This window comes from Dryocola baronae (genome assembly GCF_051297175.1).
Classification (GTDB): Bacteria; Pseudomonadota; Gammaproteobacteria; order Enterobacterales; family Enterobacteriaceae; genus Dryocola.
On record NZ_JBINNY010000001.1, the window covers coordinates 1,114,470 to 1,133,823 of the forward strand.

Here is a 19,354-nt window from a genome sequence, read left to right on the forward strand (position 1 = left end):
TTTGGCATAACCTCATTAGTTGCGGCCGATATAGTAACGATGGTGACAAATAAAGTAAACGTAATATTTAAACCTTTTGTATACGTATCACTTATATAACCATCATGAGTTTCCAGGTTAATCCATAACCCAGAGCGCTAAGCAGCGTAGGAATGATAATGCTGCGCGTTTTGTAGTAGCTGATGCCGAGGACGGCAAAGCCCGCAAGCGTCGGCAGCAGACGCTGGCTGTCGTGCATGATTTCCGGCGCGCTGGAAACCACCAGAAGCGCGCAAATAGACGCGATGCCGATACTGTCGAGCAGAACGCCGGTTGCGCCACGTTTCGCCGGGCGCGTTGAGTTTGCCCGCATACGCAGCGGCAAATAGCGGAATAAATAGTTAGCTAAACCGACCAGTAGACCGAGCAGCAGCACCTGGGTACTCATCAGACTTCCTCCTGATAAAACGCCTGCACCAGGGCGGCAACGCAGCCGCAGACAATCCCCGCAAGAATTGCCGCCGGGATTGACACCAGCGTGACGCCCAGCAGCGCGCCCGCAAGCGATGCGGTCACGGTCCAGGACTGCTTACGCTGGAAGGAGGCGAGAAGGAAGCTTAAAAACAGGGCGGGAAGCATAAAGCCAAGCGCCGCTTCCACCGCCGGGAAGTTATCCAGCAGGCCGTTGCCGGACCATGCGCCCAGCGCGGTGCCGAACACCCAGGAGGCCCATGAACACAGCGCGATGCCGATCATCCAGTTTTCGCTCCAGCGGCGGTTATCCCGCACAAGCTTGGCGGTGGCGGCGGCAAAGACTTCGTCCGTCAGCCCAAAGGCCCAGACGGCGGTTTTCGGTTTGCTCAGCGATTTCGTAATGCGGGTACGTAAAGAGGGGCCGTACAGCACGTGGCGCACGTCCATTGCCATCACGGTGAGCGCTGCAACCCAAAGGGAGCTACCCGCCGCGAGCAGCGCGGTGATCACAAACTGGCTGGCACCGGCGTAAATTATGCAGGAGAAAAACAGGCTTTCGAGCGGGGTGAATCCCAGCTTGGTCGCGTTCAGGCCGAAGGCAAAAGCTACGGGAATGTAGCTGATGACGATGGGTAAGCTGTCTTTAAGACCCTCGAGCCAGGTTGCTTCATGTTGATGATTTTCAGTGGTTACAGTTGCGGGACTATCCATATTAACTATTTATAAATAACCCATGTTAATGTCACTCAAATTAATAATCGGGGACAACCTTAACAGACTGCCCCTGGCCTTAACACCCCCAAATACCCGCGGGGGATGTAAAGGATTATTGGCAGCCCGCCTGGCGGTGATAGCCCCGCCACCACACTACCAGATTTAGTAGGGCCATAATTGCGCCCGCAATGCACACCCCGTTCCAGCCCGCGTGCTGATAGGCGCTGGCCGAAATCAGCGAGCCTGCCGCGCCGCCGATAAAGTAGCTGGTCATGTAACCTGCGGTCAGGCGGTTTCGGGCTTCTGGGCGGGTGCGGTATATCACGCTCTGGTTGGTGATATGCACGCCCTGAACCGTCAGGTCCAGCACCAGAATCCCGATGATTAACGCGATAACCGAGAACTGCCCCAGCGCGGTGGCAATCCAAGAAAGCAGCAGCAGCAGCAGGCCAACGGTGGTGGTGATGTGGGCTTTGCCTTTATCGACGAATCCTCCGGCAGGACGTGCGCCCAGCGCGCCGGCGGCACCCGCCAGCCCAAACAGGCCAATCACCCCGTCGGAAAAGTTAAACGGCGGTGCGGCCAGCAAGAACGCCATCGACGTCCACAGAATGCTGAAGTTGGCAAACGTCAGGCAGCCGAGCAGGGCGCGGGTGCGCAGCAGGCTGTCTTTGATAAACAGGCTGAACACGGAGCCGAGAAGCTGCGGATAGTTCAGATGGTTTTCCTGCTTCACCGTCGGCAGGCCGCGCCACAGGGCGACCGCCATCAGCACCATCAGCACGCTCGCCACCCAGTACACCGTGCGCCAGCCGCCGAGGCTCGCCAGCAGGCCGGCAACGGTTCGCGCAAGCAGAATGCCCAACAGCAGCCCGCTCATGATCGTGCCGACAACTTTGCCGCGTTTTTCCGGCTCGGCGAGGTGCGCCGCCAGCGGCACCAGAATCTGCGCCACCACCGAGAACAGCCCGGTCAGCGCGGTGCCGAGAATCATCATCCACAGCGACTGGCTGCTGGCGGTGATCAACATGCCGCCCGCGGCCAGCAGGGTCATAAAGACGATAAGCCCCCGGCGCTCGAACATATCGCCGAGTGGGACAAGCAGTAACAGACCGGCCGCATAGCCAAGCTGGGCGGCGGTGACGATAAACCCGGCCTGATTAATAGATAGCGAGAATGCGTTGGCGATGGTATCGAGCAGGGGCTGCGCATAATAGTTGCTGGCAACCGCCAGCCCGGTCGCAACGGACATCAGGACTATCAGCGCGGGGCTGAGTCCATGTGCGGAGTTTTTCATTGTTATCTTCAGCTAGAGGAGGAACAGGCCGTTAGATCAACGGATGTGCTGCAATGATAACGAAAATAAACGACAGTGCCAGATAGCAGGGCAAAAGTTAGGTGTCGAATTGTGCCATTGTTTGTTGCACGGCACATAAGGTAAGAGGAAATATGTATATTTAAATAAACTCGCGAATTATCTTATAAATCACTTTCTTTTATTATCAATATGTTGTGAAATTTCTTGTGAATATATTCTAAGGATATTATCTGGTTGGTGATTTCTTGATTAAAATATTGCAGTCAACTAAATTTCATTCTCATCTTTCTCCTGAGAGAACTGACGATGCGTTTGATGAAAATAAATAAATCACCTAATAAGAAAAACAGTAGCGCCAATAATATAGCTTCGGTTTCTTCTCGGCGGATTGATTTTGAAATTTTATCAGTAAAACCAGTATATACGGGTGAAGATATTAAATATATTCCCTATACGGACACGTTACCGGGTAAACCACCGTATATTCGCGGGCCAAACGCCACAATGTACACTGCCCGACCGTGGACCATTCGCCAGTATGCTGGCTTTTCTACCAGCCAGGAATCAAACCTCTTTTACCGTAAGGCGCTGGCAAACGGTGTCCAGGGGATTTCAGTTGCTTTCGATCTGGCTACGCACCGCGGATATGACTCTGATAATCCTCGTGTTATGGGAGATGTAGGGAAAGCGGGGGTCGCCATCGATTCCGTTGAAGACATGAAGGCTCTGTTTGAACAAATCCCCCTCGGCGAAGTTTCCGTATCAATGACCATGAACGGTGCCGTGCTGCCGATTCTGGCGGCTTATATTGTGGCCGCCCAGGATCAGGGCGTGGCGCTGCCTCAGCTCAGGGGGACAATTCAGAACGATATTCTCAAGGAGTTCATGGTACGCAATACCTATATTTACCCGCCGGAACCGTCAATGCGCATCGTCGCTGACATCATCGCCTGGACCGCCCGCGAAATGCCGAAGTTCAATTCTATTTCTATCTCCGGTTACCATATGAAGGAAGCCGGGGCCAGCGACATGCTGGAGCTGGCGCTGACTCTGGCAAACGGGAAAGAATACATCAAAGCCGCGCTGGCGCAGGGATTAAGCATTGATGATTTTGCCGGTCGGTTAAGCTTTTTCTTTGCCATCGGTATGGATTTTTATCAGGGCGTTGCCAAGCTTCGCGCTGCCCGCCTGTTGTGGTATGAGATTGTAAAAGCTTTCGATCCGCAATTATCCGCTTCGCTAATTTTGCGTACGCACTGCCAAACTTCCGGCTGGTCGTTAACCGCGCAAGACCCTTTAAATAACGTTGTCCGAACCACCATTGAAGCAATGGCGGCGGTCTTTGGCGGCACGCAATCGCTTCATACCAATTCTTTTGATGAAGCCATTGGTTTACCGACGGATGCCTCAGCGCGGCTGGCCCGCAATACACAACTGATCCTCCAGGAAGAAACGCAGATTTGCGCGGTTGTCGATCCGTGGGCGGGTTCTTACATGATGGAAAGTATTACCGCCGATATGGCTGCAGGCGTGCGCGAAATTCTTGAAGAAATCCATAACATGGGAGGAATGCTCAACGCTCTGGAAAGTGGATGGGTAAAGCAGAAAATCGATAGTTGCGCGGCGCGCACCCAGGCAAAAATTGATTCCGGTGAGCAGGTGATTGTCGGGGTAAATAAATACCGTTTGCCGGGGGAAAGCCCCGTTGATTTTCGTGATATTGACAACACCCAGGTGCGCAATGCGCAGCTTGAGGGGCTCCATAAGCTGCGAAGAAGCCGCGATGCGGGTGAAGTGAATCGGGCGCTAAACGATCTTTCACGGTGCGCTCAATCGGGCGAGGGGAATTTGCTGGCAATGGCCGTTCAGGCAATGCGGGTCAGGGCGACCGTTGGAGAGGTGTCGGAGGCACTGGCCGTTATCTGGGGGCGTTATAGCGTGCCCTTGCAGGCGGTAGAAGGCATTTACCGCGATGCTTACGCTCACGATGAGCAATGGCACTCGCTGCGTCAAAAACTGAATGACTTCACCGAGCGCTACGGCGAAAGGCCCCGCGTCCTCATCGCTAAGTTAGGACAGGATGGGCACGATCGCGGTGCCAAAGTTGTTGCAGCGGGGTTCGGCGATTTGGGCTTTGAAATCGAACTGGGCGCTTTGTTTATGACGCCTGAAGAGGTGGCGATACAGGCAAGCGCTGGCGCTTGTCACGCGGTCGGTGTCTCTTCGCTCGTCGCCGGTCATAAAACGTTGTTGCCCGAACTTCTCGAGCAGCTCGCTCTTTATAACAGCAAGGCCATCGTTTTTGCCGGCGGCGTCATCCCGCAGCAGGATTATGCGTTCCTCAAGCAGTGTGGCGTTAAAGATATATTTGGGCCCGGCACGCCTATATTAACTTCAGCCGCCAGAGTGCTTGAATATATTGAAGAAGAAAAAATAAAGCAGCGTTTATCCGTTACTCCAGTGGCTATTAAGATAACCGGAAGCGATTAATTCCCGGGATTATTTTTGTTTAGCAATCTGTTAGTTGACCAGTATTTTTTACTTACGAGGGTTATATGAATACTCAGCAGCAGGGGCAGCATTTCCAGTATAAGATTGCGGGATTAGCGACGGTCATTGGTGAAGTGGTTACCATGGATGAATGGGCTGATTCATTTCAAATCCCCAATCGTAAAAAACCAGGGCGTTTTTTATCAGGCAGCGACGTTCAGCGCATCATTGGACCGGTGGCGTCGAAGAGCTGGGACCCGGAATTTTTCAGCAATTTTGAGCGTATTGTTGAGGTGGCGCGTAGCGCAATGGATGCCGCGCGATTGACCGCGCGTGAAATTGATGTGGTCATGGTGGCAACCAGCACGCCATATGAGGTTCAGCTTGATTATGACTCCTTTAAGCTGATGCGCGCCCTGGAGATCCCCGACCATATTCCTCCTCTTCAGCTTGCGGCTGGCTGCGCGGGTATGGCGCGGGCGCTCTCTTTGGCCGCGAAGCTCAACGCGAAAAATATCCTGATCGTGACCTACGAAGTTTCCAGCCTGTATATGGTGTCACCGATTTACCGCTACAACACCCATCATCCTCTTGGGGATGCGCTGTGGGCCTCGCCGGCGCTGTTTTCAGATGGCGCAGCCGCACTGGTGCTGCGTCGCGATGAAAAGGCGCAGGGTTACAGCTTATATAGCCGTGACTCGCTCAAGTTTGGCGACGAAGCGGGGTTTGACGACCCGCTCATTCATTACCCCGGCGGCGGCGCGCTTAACCCGCCGGGCGTGGGTAATAACGAGCAGCTTTCCTGCTATGCGATGGCGGGTGACAAAACCAAACGCTATTACTCAAAGGGGATGCATCTTAATCACCAGGGATTGGAAGCGCATCGTGAGCGCTATTTTACCGAGGTTGAACGTATCTACACGCACCAGGCAAGCCCGATCATGGTCGAGGGGTTTATCAATGAGTTCTGTGAGATAAATGGCGTAGAACAGGACAAGTTCAGCACCAATGTCCGGCAGTACGGAAACCTGGTTATTCCCAGTACGTTAAAAATGATGCACGACGATATGCTGACCGGCAGGCTGAAGAGCGGCGATGAAATTGCCGTGATGGTAGTGGGTGCTGGTCCTGAACGCGGCGCTTTTCTTATTGAAATTGAGTAGGTGGCAATAGGTGGCATTAAATGAAAAACCATTTTCTGGGCAGTTGGCGCCTGGTTTCATCAAGTTTTAAAACTGACGGCCATGAAAAACGTTACCCGCTCGGCCAGCGGGTAAGCGGAATTTTGCACTACGACGCATCCGGGCATATGGCGGCGCAGCTTTACGGCGCGGAACGTCCAGTCTTTATCCACGGCGATCTGGCCAGGGGAAGCGATGCGGAAATCCGTCGGGCGTTCACGACTTCGCTGTGCTATTACGGCAGCTATGCAGTGAACGAGACAGACGGGGAGATCGTTCACCATGTGGAAGGCTGTACTTTCCCAAACTGGGTTGGGCAGCCGCAGGCGAGGTTTTATCGTTTCGAAGGTGACTCTTTAGCGCTAACAACGCCGGCGTTTGAAATCGACGGCGTCATGCAAATCGGTGAGTTGCTCTGGCAGCGTTTAGCCTGATTGCACAGTAAAACGCTGCGCGCGGGCAGCGTTTTTTCCCTTTCTTTGAGGCCGGATTACTTAACCGCCAAAGCCTCTTTCACCCAGCCATCGAACTGCGCCTGGTGAGCTTTGATCCAGCCGTCTACGTGGCCCTGAATCGCGGCTTCGGATGCGTGGCCGTTATGCATCATGGCGTTTTCGGCGTTGATATCCGCCAGCGGCAGCTTCATTAGGCTAAACAGCTTCGCGGCCTGCGGGTTTTTCTCAGCCCAGGCTTTGTTTGCCACGATATGCATGGTGTTCACCGGGAAGCCGTAGTTCGCGCCGTTTGGCAGCTTGGTGTCCACGCCTTTCTGCTCGCCCGGCATAGAAGAGAACGGCACCTGCAGCCACACCACGTCTTTACCCGGCACCAGCACATCGCTCACCCAGTACGGCGTCCAGGTGTAATAAAGGATAGGTTTGCCTTCTTTATGACGGGTAATGGTATCGGCAATCATCGCCGAATAGTTGCCCTGGTTATGCACCACGGTATTGGTCAGGCCGTAGGCGTCAATTTGGTGATTGATAACCGCTTCGCAGCCCCAGCCCGGCGTACAGCCGGTCATGTCCGCTTTGCCGTCGCCGTTGGTATCAAACAGTTTGGCGATTTTTGGGTCTTTCAGCTGTTCGATATTGGTGATTTTGTACTGCTCGGCGGTCTTCTTGTCGATGAGATAGCCCTGGGCCGCGCCCTGAACGTAGGTCCCTTCGCGATAGAATTTCTTATCGCCGCCCGCGGCCGCGTACATATCGTCGTGCAGCGGCTTCCAGTTGGTGGCGGTAAAGGTGGCGTCGCCTGAGGCAATTGAGGTGTAAGCGACGTTGTAGTCAACTTCACTTGGCTTGCTGACGGTGTAGCCCAGCTTCTCAAGGGCCCGGCTGACCAGCAGCGTCTGGAAGGTTTCTTCTGAGATGGTGCTTTGAATGGGCTGCACTGTGATGCCTTTACCCGGTAAATCCGCGGCAAAAGCGCTGGTGGTAACGAGTGTGGCAAGGGCCGTAGCCAAAATAGCAGTGTGTCGCATCGTTATTCCTTTTTGTGGTGAGGGGGCAGGGCGGCGGCACGCGGCCGCCTGCCATGCTTATTTCATGAAGGGACGGGTCAGCAGACCCAGCGGGCCGGTGGTGTACCAGCGGCGGTTGCCACGGCTGCGGGAATCGCGGCCAATGGACTGCGTCAGACGGTCGAGAATAATGGCGAGGATAACAATGCCCACGCCGCCGACGGTGGCAAGCCCCATATCGAGGCGGCCAATGCCGCGCAGTACCATCTGGCCAAGCCCACCTACGGCGATCATCGAAGCGATCACTACCATGGAGAGGGCGAGCATCAGCGTCTGGTTTACACCTGCCATAATCGTAGGCATGGCCAGCGGTAACTGTACTTTGAACAGCATCTGGCGAGGGCTTGCGCCGAACGAGCGGGCGGCCTCCACCAGATCTTCGGGAACCTGCTTAATGCCGAGGATCGTCAGACGGACAATCGGCGGCAGGGCAAAGATAATCGTTACCACCACGCCCGGTACGTTGCCGATACCGAACAGCATGACGATAGGCACCAGGTAAACAAACGCGGGCGTGGTCTGCATCGCATCAAGCAGCGGGCGAATGAACTTCGCCGCACGTTCGCTGCGGGCAAGCCATATCCCGAGCGGTAGCCCGATGACCATGCAGAACAGCAGCGCCGTCAGCACCAGCGCAAGCGTTACCATCGCCTGCGACCAGGCACCGATTGCGCCAATAGCGACCAGCGAAACCAGCGTCGCGATACCCATGCCGAGGCTCGACATCTGCCAGGCAATCAGCGCGAACACGATGATGGCGACCGGCGCAGGCATCCCCAGCAGTAGCTGCTGGAATCCGCTCAGGATGTAATCCACCGGCACGCGAATGCCCTGGAACACCGGGCGGAAGTTAGTGACCACCCAGTCGATGCCGTGCGTCACCCAGCTATCAAGCGGGATTAGCGTCTTGTGGAACGGATCGAGAATATTAAAGTGCTCTGCCTGCGGCGCGGGTGCCGCGTTCAGCCAGTCGGCGCTGCTTCCCGCGTCGGGCGTAGCGGCAGGCTGGCTGCCCCACGCGTCGGCGCTGGATGCGGCCTGATTAGTGGTATCCGCAGCCGCGCTGCCGGTATCCCATGGATTAGTTGAATCACTCATTGCTTGCCCCCTCACGATCTAATGCCTGCAGCAGCACCCCTTTTGAGATGATGCCCACGTACTGATTTTCTTCACCCACCACCGGAACCGCACACGGTGCCTGACCTACATGGGTGAGCAGATCGCTCAGTGACGTGTCGGCGGAGACCGCCGCCGGGGATTCCAGGAACGCGCTGTCCAGACCCTGCCCGGCAGCCAGCGCGGCTTTCAGGGAGTCGGTCGAAACGATGCCGAGGAATTTTTGCCCGCGTTCAATGACGTAGCCATATTCGCGGTCATCATCCTGCAGCAGCTTCAGCGCGGAGCGTGGGCCAAAGCCGGTGGTTTTACGCAGCAGGCCAGCCGGGCTACGGCGAGCAATATCTTTTGCGCTAAACACCTGGCTGATATCCACGCCGCGGAAGAAGGTGCGCACGTAGTCGTTCGCCGGGTTGTTAAGAATTTCGTCCGGCGTGCCGACCTGCACGACTTCACCGCCCTGCATAATGGCGATTCTGTCGCCGATGCGCATGGCCTCGTCCAGATCGTGAGAAATAAACACGATGGTGCGCTGGTGTTTGGCCTGCAGCTTGATGAGCTCATCCTGCATCTCGGTACGAATTAACGGATCGAGGGCAGAAAAGGCTTCATCCATCAGCAGGATATCCGGGTTGATGGCCAGGGCACGGGCTAAGCCAACGCGCTGACGCATTCCGCCGGACAGCTCATCGGGGTAAGCGTGTGAGTAGGTTTCCAGGCCCACCTGGCGCAGGGCGTCCAGCGCTTTCTCATGGCGCTCGGCAACCGGCATGCCCGCCAGTTCCATACCAAAGGCCGTGTTGTCCAACACGGTCATATGAGGCATCAAAGCGAAGGACTGGAAGACCATAGAGATCTTGTTTTTGCGAACCTCGCGAAGTTCGGTGTCCGATATTTTGGCGATATCCACGCCGTCTATCAGCACCTGCCCGCGGGTTGGTTCAATCAGGCGATTGAGAAGGCGAACCATGGTGGATTTACCGGAACCGGATAACCCCATGATGACGAAGATCTCGCCTTCTTCAATTGCCAGACTGGCGTCTTTTACGCCAAGCGACAGCCCTGTTTTTTCCAGTAATTCTGCTTTACCGATGCCTTTCTCTATATATTTGAATGCGCGCTGAGGATGCTCACCAAATACTTTATATAAATTCTTTACTTCTAATTTAATTGCCATGCAATAAAGTTAATCCCATATTTAATCGAGCGATATTAATTTAACTATACACATTTCCTGACGGATATATTCACCTGGATATACCCTAACATACTCAGAATCTGAGACAACCCTCAATTTTTCATATCACAAATATCCGCGTTGCGTGCGCGGTTGAAATTCCCCCTGATACCGGGGGCTGCGGGCAAATTGGGGGTTGGCGATATTTTTTTGTCAGTGCGGGATAATTAGGCTATGAGCGGATGCGGGGGCGGGAAATAAAAAAGGTGGATCGGCATAAGCCTAATCCACCGATATTAGCGATAATTCTTGCGATATTATCGGTTTAAAAATCCCAGTCCTCGTCCTGGGTTTCCACCGCTTTGCCCATCACGTAGGAAGAACCGGAGCCGGAGAAAAAGTCATGATTTTCATCGGCATTCGGTGACAGCGCCGCCAGAATCGCCGGATTGACCTCCGCCATTTCGGGCGGGAAGAGCGCGCTGTAGCCAAGGTTCATCAGCGCCTTGTTGGCGTTGTAGCACAGGAAGGATTTAACCTCTTCAACCCAGCCCACTTCGCCATAAAGCGCTTCGCTGTAGGCGACTTCATTATCGTAGAGGTCCATCATTAAATCGAGGGCAAAATTTTGCAGCTCGGTCTGCCTTTCGGCGCTTTGTAATGCCAGTGATTTCTGGAATTTATAGCCGATATAATAACCGTGAACCGCTTCGTCACGAATAATAAGGCGTATAAGATCGGCGGTATTGGTTAATTTCCCGCGGCTTGACCAGTACATCGGCAAATAAAACCCGGAATAGAAGAGGAAAGATTCCAGGAACACGCTGGCGATTTTCTTCTTTAGCGGATCGCCCGCGTGGTAGTGTGCGAGGATGATTTGCGCCTTGCGCTGCAAAGGCGCGTTTTCTTCGCTCCAGGCATAGGCCGCATCCACGTCCCTGGTCTGGCAAAGGGTGGAGAAAATCGAGCTGTACGAACGGGCGTGAACCGCTTCCATAAAGCTGATGTTCGACATCACGGCCTCTTCGTGCGGCGTCACGGCGTCGGCCATCAGCGCCGGAGCGCCAACGTTATTCTGAATGGTGTCCAGCAGCGTCAGGCCGGTAAACACGCGGATGGTCAGCTGCTGCTCGTCGTGCGCAAGCGCCTGCCAGGCGGGAATGTCGTTTGACAGCGGCACCTTTTCCGGCAGCCAGAAGTTGCTGGTCAGGCGGTTCCACACCTCGAGGTCTTTGTCGTCCTCGATCTTGTTCCAGTTGATGGCCTGAATGCGGGTTAACTGTGTCATGTTCTCTCCTTATAAAGCGCAGGACACGCAGCCCTGCACCTCCGTCCCTTCCAGCGCCATCTGCCGCAGGCGAATGTAGTAGAGGGTTTTGATGCCTTTTTTCCAGGCATAAATTTGTGCTCTGTTGATGTCGCGGGTGGTGGCGGTATCGCGGAAAAACAGCGTCAGCGAAAGCCCCTGATCGACGTGGCGCGTGGCTTCGGCGTAGGTATCAATGATTTTTTCCGGGCCGATGTCGTAGGCGTCCTGGTAAAACTCCAGGTTGTCGTTGGTCATAAACGGTGCCGGGTAGTAAACGCGGCCCGTTTTGCCCTCTTTGCGGATCTCGATGCGCGAGACGATCGGGTGGATGCTCGACGTCGCGTGATTGATGTACGAAATCGAACCGGTCGGCGGAATGGCCTGTAAGTTTTGGTTATACAGGCCGAATTCCATCACGTCGTCGCGCAGCTGCTGCCACTGTTCGCGCGTGGGGATCGTAATGCCCGCCCTGGCAAACAGACTGCGCACCTTCTGGGTTTTCGGCTGCCAGCTTTCCTGCACGTACTGGTTGAAATACTCCCCGCTGGCGTAGCGTGAGTTTTCAAAGCCCGCAAAGCGCTGCTTACGTTCCCGCGCCAGCAGGTTCGAGGCGCGCACCGCGTGCCAGGTGATGGTGTAGAAATAGATGTTGGTAAAATCCAGCCCTTCCGGCGAGCCGTAGGCAATGCCTTCGCGGGCAAGGTAGCCGTGCAAATTCATCTGCCCAAGCCCGATGGCGTGCGAGGCGGCGTTGCCCGCCTCAACCGACGGCACCGAGCGAATGTGGCTCATGTCCGATACTGCCGTCAGCCCGCGAATGGCGGTTTCCACGGTGCGGCCAAAGTCCGGCGAGTCCATGGTCAGGGCAATATTCAGCGAGCCGAGGTTGCAGGAGATATCTTTGCCAACCTGCGCGTAGTCGAGGTTTTCGTCGTAGGTCGAGGCGCTGTTGACCTGCAAAATCTCCGAGCACAGGTTGCTCATATTGATGCGCCCTGCAATCGGGTTGGCGCGGTTCACCGTATCTTCAAACATGATGTACGGATAGCCGGACTCAAACTGGATTTCCGCCAGGCGCTGGAAGAAATCGCGCGCGTTGATAAAGGTTTTGCGAATGCGCTCGTCCGCCACCATCTCTTCGTAACGCTCGCTGACGGCGATATCGCCGAAGGGTTTGCCGTAAATGCGCTCCACGTCGTAGGGCGAAAACAGCGCCATCGGCCGGTTGTCCTTCGCAAGCTGGAAGGTGATATCCGGGATCACCACGCCGAGGGAAAGCGTTTTGATGCGGATTTTCTCGTCGGCGTTTTCACGTTTGGTATCGAGGAAGCGGAAGATATCCGGGTGGTGCGCGTGAAGGTAAACCGCCCCCGCGCCCTGGCGCGCGCCAAGCTGGTTGGCGTAGGAAAAGGCGTCTTCCAGCATTTTCATTATCGGGATCACGCCGGACGACTGGTTTTCGATACGCTTGATGGGCGCGCCCGCTTCACGCAGGTTGGAAAGCCCGAAAGCCACGCCGCCGCCGCGTTTTGAGAGCTGAAGCGCGGAGTTTACGGCGCGGCCGATAGATTCCATATTGTCTTCGATGCGCAGCAGGAAGCAGGACACCAGCTCGCCGCGCTGCTGCTTGCCGCAGTTTAAAAACGTCGGCGTCGCGGGCTGGAAGCGCCCGCTAAGCATCTCTTCCATCAGGCGGAAGGCGAGCTTTTCATCGCCCTGTGCAAGCGTCAGCGCGACCATGGTGACGCGGTCTTCGAAGTCTTCGAGATACTCTTTGCCGTCGTAGGATTTCAGGGTATAGCTGGTGTAAAACTTCCATGCGCCCAAAAACGTCTTGAAGCGAAAGCCGCTGTTGTGCGCCTTTTCGAACAGGGCGACGATGAAGCCACGATCGTAGCGCGCGAGCACTCGCTCATCGTAATAACCTTCGGCAACCAGCCACGTCAGGCGCGCATGCTGGCTGGCAAACTGCCGCGTGCGGGGTGCCACGTGCTGTTCGTGAAATTTCTCTACCGCCAGACGATCTTTTTCAAACTGGATGCGCCCCTGCGAATCATAGAGATTCAGCATGGCGTTGAGCGCGTGGTAGTCCGCGCCGTCTGTCGCGCTCACGCGGACTGCTTCTGTCGTTGCCAAAATTCGCTCACTCCCTTACGCACGTTCTCAATATCTTGTTCGGTGCCGAGCAGCTCAAAGCGATAGAGATACGGCACCTGACATTTTTGGGCGATGACGTCGCCCGCCCGACAAAACCCTTCGCCAAAGCTGCGGTTGCCGCTGGCGATTACGCCGCGCAGCAGCGCCCGGTTGGCGGGGTTGTTTAAAAATCGAATCACTTGAGCAGGCACCGCGCCCGCAATCCCGCCGCCGCCGTAGCTTGGCACGATCAAAATGTAGGGCTCCGTCACTTCCAGCCGCCGTTTCACTTCCAGCGGGATACGCAGGGCGGGCAGCCCGAGGCGTTCAACAAAACGCAGGGTGTTTTCCGACGAGCTTGAGAAGTAGACGAGGTTGCTCATGCGCTGGCCCGGGCGCGCAGCCGGTTAATCATGTCCGGACGGAAGCCGCTCCAGCTTTCGGCATCGGTAATCACAACGGGCAGCTGGCGGTAGCCCAGAGCGCGAAGTTCGTCGATGGCGTCAGGCGTTACGTCGAGGTTAATCACGTCAAAAGTGAACCCACGGCTTTCGATGGCGCGTTTGGTGGCGTGGCACTGAACACAGTCATTTCGAGTGTAGAGGGTAATGCGCATGATTCTTATTCTCTCTATGGGTGAGAATATGAATACTAGATGTGGGTGGGATTTATTTCAACCATACAAGATATAGTATTTTTAGATAAGCATTGCGCAAACGAGCAGCGTGGCGGTTGGGGTGGGATTGGCGTGAAATTAAGCGGCGTGTGGCGCGATGCTTACCCGCCCTACGTAAAAACTTACGCTGGTAGGGTGGATAAGCGAAGCGCCATCCACCCTAAGAAACTACATGCGCATACTTATCGCCAGGCGGTTGAACGCGTTCATCAGGCTGGCGGTAAACGTCAGGTCGCTGATTTCCTGCGCGGTGAAGAACTGCAGCAGCGGCTGGTAAACGTCGTCTTCCGCGCCTTCGGTAATCAGGGTTACGGATTCGGCCCAGGCCAGCGCCGCGCGCTCTTTATCTGTGAAGTGATTACTTACTTTCCAACCGGCCAGGGCGTCCAGCTTGGTCTGGTCAACGCCGTCTTTGCGCAGCGCTTTGGAGTGCATCTCCAGGCAGTAGGCGCAGCCGTTAATCTGCGACACGCGTAAAAACACCAGCTCGATAAGCGTTGAGCCAAGCGAGCTGGCTTCCAGGCCTTTCAGCGCCTGCAGCATAGGTTTGAAAACGGCCGGGGAGAGATCGTAGTAAGGCTGGCGTAATTCAATCATGGTTAATTCCTCGTGTTGGTGTGAGAGCAATTTACCCCTATGATGGACTGCTGAAGAGAGCCATAAATCAACTAAAAAAGCAGACCATGATGCCCAAGCCTCCGTCGATGATAGTGAACGCTCACCACGCTATCCCGCGTTACCAGCAGATAGCCCGCCAGCTTAAACAGGCGATCGGCGACGGCGAGCTGCTGCCCGGCAGTCGGCTACCGTCGAGCCGCACCATGGCGCTTGAACTGGGCGTGGCGCGGGCAACGGTCGAAAACGCCTACGGCGAGCTGGTGTCGCAGGGCTGGCTTGAACGGCGCGGGCAGGCGGGCACCTTTGTCAGCCCTTCGGTCACCGCGTCGGGCAGCAGCCAGAATATGGCGTCCAGCCAGCCGCAGGGCGCGCCGCTGCCGTTTCAGATGGGCCTGCCCGCGCTGGATGCTTTCCCCAGGGCTATCTGGGCGCGGCTGATGGGCAGACGGCTGCGCCTGCAAACGCGCTACGATTTAGTGATGCCGGAGTTCAGCGGGGAATCAACGCTCAGGCAGGCCATTGCGGACTATCTGCGCTTTTCGCGCAGCATCGAATGCCAGCCGGAGCAGATATTTATCACCGCCGGGTTTCAGGCGGCGATGCGCCTTGTGGTGCGCGCGCTTGCAAGGCCAGGGGACGGTATCTGGCTTGAAGATCCCGGCTATCGCTATATCCGCCCGGTTTTTGCCGATGCGCAGATGGCGCTACATCCGGTGCCGGTGGACGATGACGGCATGCAGATTAGCCACGCGCTGGAGCACTATCCCCACGCGCGTTTCGCCCTGCTGACCCCGGCGCACCAAAGCCCGCTGGGCGTGGCGCTTTCCCTTGCGCGGCGGCATCAGCTGCTCGACTGGGCCGCCTCGCAGCAGAGCTGGGTAATTGAGGACGACTACGACAGCGAGTTTCGCTACCACGGCAAGCCGCTGCCGCCCATCAAAAGCCTCGACGGCCCGGAGCGCGTGCTTTACGCGGGGACGTTCAGCAAGTCGATGTTCCCCGCGCTGCGCGTCGCCTGGCTGGTGGTGCCGCAGGCGCAGATCCCCGCCTTCAGCCAGCAGGCGAGGTTTTTGCCCTGCACGGTGCCGTCGCTTATTCAGCAGACCATCGCCGACTTCCTGCGCGAGGGGCACTTCTGGCGGCACCTGAAAAAAATGCGTCAATGCTACAGCGAAAGGCGAGTCTGGCTTGAAGAAGCGTTGCAGAACGAAGGTTTTGACGTGGTGCCGCAGGCGGGCGGGATCCAGCTGGTGATGCGCGTGAAGGGGGACGATCGCGAGAGGGTCACCCGCGCCAGGGCGGCAGGTCTTGCGGTGCAGGCGCTGAGCGACTGGCGTATGGAATCAAAAGGGGAAGGGGGAATTCTGATGACGTTTACTAATGTGGTATCGGCAGAGGAGGCAAAACGCCTGGCGGCGCTTTTACGTAAGGCGATAGCCTAAATGCAGGGGGTAAAAGGTGGATAGCGCGTAACGCTTATCCACCCTACGGTTACCGATTGGGTCGGTCGGGTAAGCGCAGCGCCACCCGACAAAACCAACTCAAACCTAGCGGCGTGAAGCCAGCAGCGCGCCGAGAACCAAACCTACGGCCGCGCCGATACCCACGCTCTGCCATGGTTTGTCGTGCACGTAACTGTCTGCACAGCCGACTGCATCACGTGCGGCCTGCTGAACACGGCCACGGCCTTGGATACGGGCACGCGTTTCTTTCAGAAGGGCTTCGGCTTTTTTACGCGCGGCTTCCCCTTCCTCTTTCGCATCGCTACCAAACGACTTAAGAACCTCTTCCAGCGTATCCGCCAGCTGGTTCACGTCGTTATTAATATCATCAACACCTTCGTTAACTTCATGTTTAGTTGGACGGTTAATCATTTTTATCTCCCTTGTTGCGATGTAATAACCAGTGTAGACCATAATTTTTAGTAATGAGTCAGGTCACGCTCTTTGACCATCTTTATGGACTAATCCGAAAGCCCTGCTAATGCTGGTTATTGTAAGGTTGCGAAGCTAAAAAGATGACGAGGATAAAATATGTACTTAAGACCTGACGAGGTGGCCCGCGTACTTGAAAAAGCCGGTTTTACCATGGATGAAGTGACCCCCAAAGCCTATGGCTACCGCCGTGGTGAAAACTACGTTTACGTCAATCGCGAAGCGCGAATGGGGCGGACGGCACTGATTATTCATCCGACGCTTAAAGAGCGTAGCCAGTCGCTGGCCGAGCCCGCGTCGGACGTCAAAACCTGCGATCACTATCAGCAGTTCCCGCTTTATCTGGCCGGGGAAACGCACCAGCATTACGGCATTCCGCACGGCTTTAGCTCACGTATCGCGCTCGAGCGCTATCTGTCCGGGCTATTTGGCGAACATTAATTCTTTGGACTGGCATCGCGCCAGTCACACCTTCCTAATCTCGTCATTATTCCCGCAATCTACCCCCGAGTAAGCTCTTTTCAACATGTAAATCATAGGGTTATTTTTAGGGTGATTTTAGCGCTATCCAACGGCAAAATGATCGTTATATAATAATATATATAACGAGTGTTTTTATGAGGAATGGCAGGTGGAAAACCATTTTGGCAAGGGGTTGATGGCGGGGCTAAAGGCCCGTGAAGCCGACAGTGTCAACAAAGTGGCACGCTTCTGCTCCGACTATAAACGCGGCTTCGTACTGGGATTTACCCATCGTATTTCTGAGCAAACGGGCGACCGGCAGCGTGCCGCATGGGAAGCGGGCGTGCTGACGCGCCGTTACGATCTTGATAAAGAACTGGTGGCTGACTTCTTTAAAGAAGTGAACGCCGATGTGGCAGTTAAGTGTTTTTTGGCGGGTTACGAAAAAGGCTATTGATTGCAGCGCCTTACATACCGCCGTGCCCTGTTGTCGAGAACTGGCGATGACAAGGATAGGGCAAATTTTATTTGATGCGGGCGGGCAGTTTTGCCCGCCCGCACGCGTGGATCAGCAAACGCCAAAATCACCGTCTTCTTTGTACAGCGTGACCTCTGAGACTTTCAGCGTCACCTTATCACCGCTGAGTATGTTAGCCGGTGTGCAGATCACCTCATCTCCCTGAATATCCAACACTTCCAATTTTGGTCCACCTTTTTTAGGTTGCACCAGATCGCCCACTTTAAACATAATTCGCCTCTCAACGTCAGGGGGGTATTCGCAGGCCAAGGCGGCCTTGCCGATTCCTTTAAACATAGATCAGACTGGCCGGGCGATAAAGAAAAGTCGCATAACGTTTTGTGCAGGATTACGTTAGGGTGAGGGAAGGAGGTGAAATGTACAATCCAGAAGAGTTAGAGCAGCTTTATTCCCGAACGAGTGAGGCAACGCAGGCCAAATGGCGCGCTTACCCTGAAGCGGGCCGGGTGAGGGAGGAGGCATTTTATGACCCGCACAAACTCGCCATTACCAGCGGCATTCAGCCAACCCTCACGGGCCCGCTTCATCGCCTGGTAAGCGATATAAATCAGCTGGCGCAGCGTGATGCTTTAGCCGACGCCATGCCGCTAAACGGGCTGCATTTCACTTTTCTTGCCATCACTATGCCGCTGTATACGCGCGCCGATATTGCCAATAAAGACCGTGAACTACGATCCATCTTCGAAGAACATGCCGAAAACCTTGCGGTCACTATCAGTAACCTTCGGCTAGTGGCTTTGCCCAACCAGCTGCTGATTGCCGGAACGCCTGATGCACAAAGCGACTCGGCAAAAGAGGCATTTGCCCGGCAACTCGTTGATTCGCCCTGGCGGCAGAAACTGCGCGAGCGCCATGGGGATATCCCGTTACCGCCGCCGTTCTGGCACAGCACTCTTCTGCGCTATCAGGCGGACTATCTTCCAGCCTGCTTCAGGGAATATTTCTTTGAACATCAGGCTGAGAGGTACGGCGCGGTTTCTGCGCAGGCCCGGCTGGCATTCACCAATTATAACTGGACGGAAGTCCACTACTTCTAAAGCCGGTTCCACGGCATAATCGCCAGCAGGCGAGCCATGCCGCAAAAACCGCTGATCCCGGCAAACAGCAGGCCCGCGCCAACAAATCCCGAAAGCAAAAAGAAGCCGGGATGCACGGCGTAGCCAAGCACTACGCCCGCCAGCACCAGCGTGCCGGCGGCGATTTGCACCTGGCGCACGATCGGCAGCGGCTGGGAGGCATCTGCAAGAATCTCCTGTCCTTCCTTCTTCCACGCGTTCAGGCCGCCGTCGAGCAGCATCACTTTTGCCGGGGCGACGGCTTGGGCAAGTTTTTGCGCGTTCTGCGACGAGCGCATGCCTGACTGGCAGTAGAAAATGACCGTATCGTGCGGCTCGAACGGGCCAAGGCGGTCGCCTTTTTCGATAGCGGAAAGCGACAGCAGATGCGCTTCGGCAATATTCTCCCGGGCGTATTCATCCGGCTCGCGGATATCAATCAGCGCGGCTCCCTGCTCAAGCAGAACCTTAGCCTCGGCTGGAGAAATGTTCTGGATAGTCATGCTGCTCCTTATGAACGATGAGATTGATGGCGGAAATGTATTCCTGTTTCACATTACTGATAATGTTATGTCTGGCGAGGTAAGAAAGGAAGGGGGTGAGAGGGGGAGCGTTCTCTACAGCAGTCTTGTTTTCAACGCCGTCGCGTCATTTG

The 19,354-nt window shown here is 55.5% G+C and carries 21 protein-coding genes; 7 read left to right on the forward strand and 14 right to left on the reverse strand.

What is annotated here, in order from left to right; genetic code table 11:
* Positions 1-91: 91 nt before the first annotated feature.
* From ygaH to ACSPHG_RS05155, 3 genes are all read right to left on the reverse strand, one after another.
* Positions 92-427, reverse strand: coding sequence for an L-valine transporter subunit YgaH (gene ygaH, locus ACSPHG_RS05145; RefSeq protein ID WP_435952447.1), 336 nt, complete (start codon positions 425-427; stop codon positions 92-94).
* On the reverse strand, positions 427-1,164 hold the full coding sequence (locus tag ACSPHG_RS05150) for an AzlC family ABC transporter permease (RefSeq protein ID WP_435952448.1): 738 nt from the start codon (positions 1,162-1,164) through the stop codon (positions 427-429). Before ACSPHG_RS05150 ends, ygaH begins: the two co-directional genes overlap by 1 nt.
* A 115-nt stretch (positions 1,165-1,279) precedes the next feature.
* A complete protein-coding gene (locus ACSPHG_RS05155) occupies positions 1,280-2,464 on the reverse strand; it encodes an MFS transporter (RefSeq protein WP_435952449.1) in 1,185 nt (394 codons plus the stop codon).
* 336 nt (positions 2,465-2,800) lie between these two features.
* Here ACSPHG_RS05155 and scpA point away from each other — a divergent pair, with 336 nt between their 5' ends.
* The 3 genes from scpA to ACSPHG_RS05170 all read left to right on the forward strand — a co-directional run bounded on the left by scpA (position 2,801) and on the right by ACSPHG_RS05170 (position 6,590).
* Positions 2,801-4,975 (forward strand): methylmalonyl-CoA mutase, encoded by a 2,175-nt coding sequence (gene scpA, locus ACSPHG_RS05160; RefSeq protein WP_435955945.1) that lies wholly within the window; start codon positions 2,801-2,803, stop codon positions 4,973-4,975.
* 65 nt (positions 4,976-5,040) lie between these two features.
* Positions 5,041-6,138 (forward strand): 3-oxoacyl-[acyl-carrier-protein] synthase III C-terminal domain-containing protein, encoded by a 1,098-nt coding sequence (locus tag ACSPHG_RS05165; protein WP_435952450.1) that lies wholly within the window; start codon positions 5,041-5,043, stop codon positions 6,136-6,138.
* A 20-nt stretch (positions 6,139-6,158) separates the two neighbouring features.
* Entirely contained in the window at positions 6,159-6,590 is a 432-nt protein-coding gene (locus tag ACSPHG_RS05170) for a lipocalin-like domain-containing protein (protein ID WP_435952451.1), read from the forward strand.
* Between the two features lie 56 nt (positions 6,591-6,646).
* Here ACSPHG_RS05170 and proX read toward each other — a convergent pair whose 3' ends face one another.
* From proX to ACSPHG_RS05210, 8 genes are all read right to left on the reverse strand, one after another.
* Positions 6,647-7,639, reverse strand: a complete 993-nt coding sequence (gene proX, locus ACSPHG_RS05175; protein ID WP_435952452.1) for a glycine betaine/L-proline ABC transporter substrate-binding protein ProX — start codon at positions 7,637-7,639, stop codon at positions 6,647-6,649.
* A 57-nt stretch (positions 7,640-7,696) separates the two neighbouring features.
* On the reverse strand, positions 7,697-8,776 hold the full coding sequence (gene proW, locus ACSPHG_RS05180; protein WP_435952453.1) for a glycine betaine/L-proline ABC transporter permease ProW: 1,080 nt from the start codon (positions 8,774-8,776) through the stop codon (positions 7,697-7,699).
* Positions 8,769-9,971: a glycine betaine/L-proline ABC transporter ATP-binding protein ProV gene (gene proV, locus ACSPHG_RS05185; protein ID WP_435952454.1), complete on the reverse strand. Its 1,203-nt coding sequence runs from the start codon at positions 9,969-9,971 to the stop codon at positions 8,769-8,771. Before proV ends, proW begins: the two co-directional genes overlap by 8 nt.
* A gap of 325 nt (positions 9,972-10,296) precedes the next feature.
* On the reverse strand, positions 10,297-11,259 hold the full coding sequence (gene nrdF, locus ACSPHG_RS05190) for a class 1b ribonucleoside-diphosphate reductase subunit beta (protein WP_435952455.1): 963 nt from the start codon (positions 11,257-11,259) through the stop codon (positions 10,297-10,299).
* Positions 11,260-11,268: 9 nt separating this feature from the next.
* The gene (nrdE, locus tag ACSPHG_RS05195; RefSeq protein WP_435952456.1) at positions 11,269-13,416 is read right to left on the reverse strand and encodes a class 1b ribonucleoside-diphosphate reductase subunit alpha; all 2,148 of its coding nucleotides are present in this window, start codon (positions 13,414-13,416) and stop codon (positions 11,269-11,271) included.
* The gene (nrdI, locus tag ACSPHG_RS05200; RefSeq protein ID WP_435952457.1) at positions 13,389-13,799 is read right to left on the reverse strand and encodes a class Ib ribonucleoside-diphosphate reductase assembly flavoprotein NrdI; all 411 of its coding nucleotides are present in this window, start codon (positions 13,797-13,799) and stop codon (positions 13,389-13,391) included. The genes nrdE and nrdI overlap by 28 nt, the downstream gene beginning before the upstream one ends.
* Positions 13,796-14,032, reverse strand: a complete 237-nt coding sequence (gene nrdH / locus ACSPHG_RS05205) for a glutaredoxin-like protein NrdH (protein WP_435952458.1) — start codon at positions 14,030-14,032, stop codon at positions 13,796-13,798. Before nrdH ends, nrdI begins: the two co-directional genes overlap by 4 nt.
* 228 nt (positions 14,033-14,260) lie before the next feature.
* Positions 14,261-14,689 carry a carboxymuconolactone decarboxylase family protein gene (locus ACSPHG_RS05210; RefSeq protein WP_435952459.1) on the reverse strand — a complete coding sequence of 143 codons (429 nt, stop codon included), beginning with the start codon at positions 14,687-14,689 and terminating at the stop codon, positions 14,261-14,263.
* A 131-nt stretch (positions 14,690-14,820) separates the two neighbouring features.
* On the opposite strand from ACSPHG_RS05210, the gene pdxR reads away from it, so the two are divergent.
* Positions 14,821-16,152 (forward strand): MocR-like pyridoxine biosynthesis transcription factor PdxR, encoded by a 1,332-nt coding sequence (pdxR, locus tag ACSPHG_RS05215; protein ID WP_435955946.1) that lies wholly within the window; start codon positions 14,821-14,823, stop codon positions 16,150-16,152.
* A 105-nt stretch (positions 16,153-16,257) separates the two neighbouring features.
* On the opposite strand, the gene ACSPHG_RS05220 is transcribed toward pdxR, so the two are convergent.
* The gene (locus tag ACSPHG_RS05220; protein ID WP_435952460.1) at positions 16,258-16,584 is read right to left on the reverse strand and encodes a DUF883 family protein; all 327 of its coding nucleotides are present in this window, start codon (positions 16,582-16,584) and stop codon (positions 16,258-16,260) included.
* A 159-nt stretch (positions 16,585-16,743) separates the two neighbouring features.
* On the opposite strand from ACSPHG_RS05220, the gene ACSPHG_RS05225 reads away from it, so the two are divergent.
* Entirely contained in the window at positions 16,744-17,085 is a 342-nt protein-coding gene (locus ACSPHG_RS05225) for a DUF2002 family protein (RefSeq protein ID WP_435952461.1), read from the forward strand.
* Between the two features lie 190 nt (positions 17,086-17,275).
* Complete coding sequence (locus tag ACSPHG_RS05230; protein ID WP_435952462.1) at positions 17,276-17,563, forward strand: DUF2623 family protein; 288 nt, start codon at positions 17,276-17,278, stop codon at positions 17,561-17,563.
* Between the two features lie 111 nt (positions 17,564-17,674).
* Here ACSPHG_RS05230 and ACSPHG_RS05235 read toward each other — a convergent pair whose 3' ends face one another.
* Positions 17,675-17,854: a GDFGVC terminal motif YodC-like protein gene (locus ACSPHG_RS05235; RefSeq protein WP_435955947.1), complete on the reverse strand. Its 180-nt coding sequence runs from the start codon at positions 17,852-17,854 to the stop codon at positions 17,675-17,677.
* Between the two features lie 146 nt (positions 17,855-18,000).
* Here ACSPHG_RS05235 and ACSPHG_RS05240 point away from each other — a divergent pair, with 146 nt between their 5' ends.
* On the forward strand, positions 18,001-18,681 hold the full coding sequence (locus tag ACSPHG_RS05240; RefSeq protein ID WP_435952463.1) for a hypothetical protein: 681 nt from the start codon (positions 18,001-18,003) through the stop codon (positions 18,679-18,681).
* On the opposite strand, the gene ACSPHG_RS05245 is transcribed toward ACSPHG_RS05240, so the two are convergent.
* Positions 18,678-19,202: a rhodanese family protein gene (locus tag ACSPHG_RS05245; protein ID WP_435952464.1), complete on the reverse strand. Its 525-nt coding sequence runs from the start codon at positions 19,200-19,202 to the stop codon at positions 18,678-18,680. The genes ACSPHG_RS05240 and ACSPHG_RS05245 overlap by 4 nt on opposite strands.
* Between the last annotated feature and the right edge of the window lie 152 nt (positions 19,203-19,354).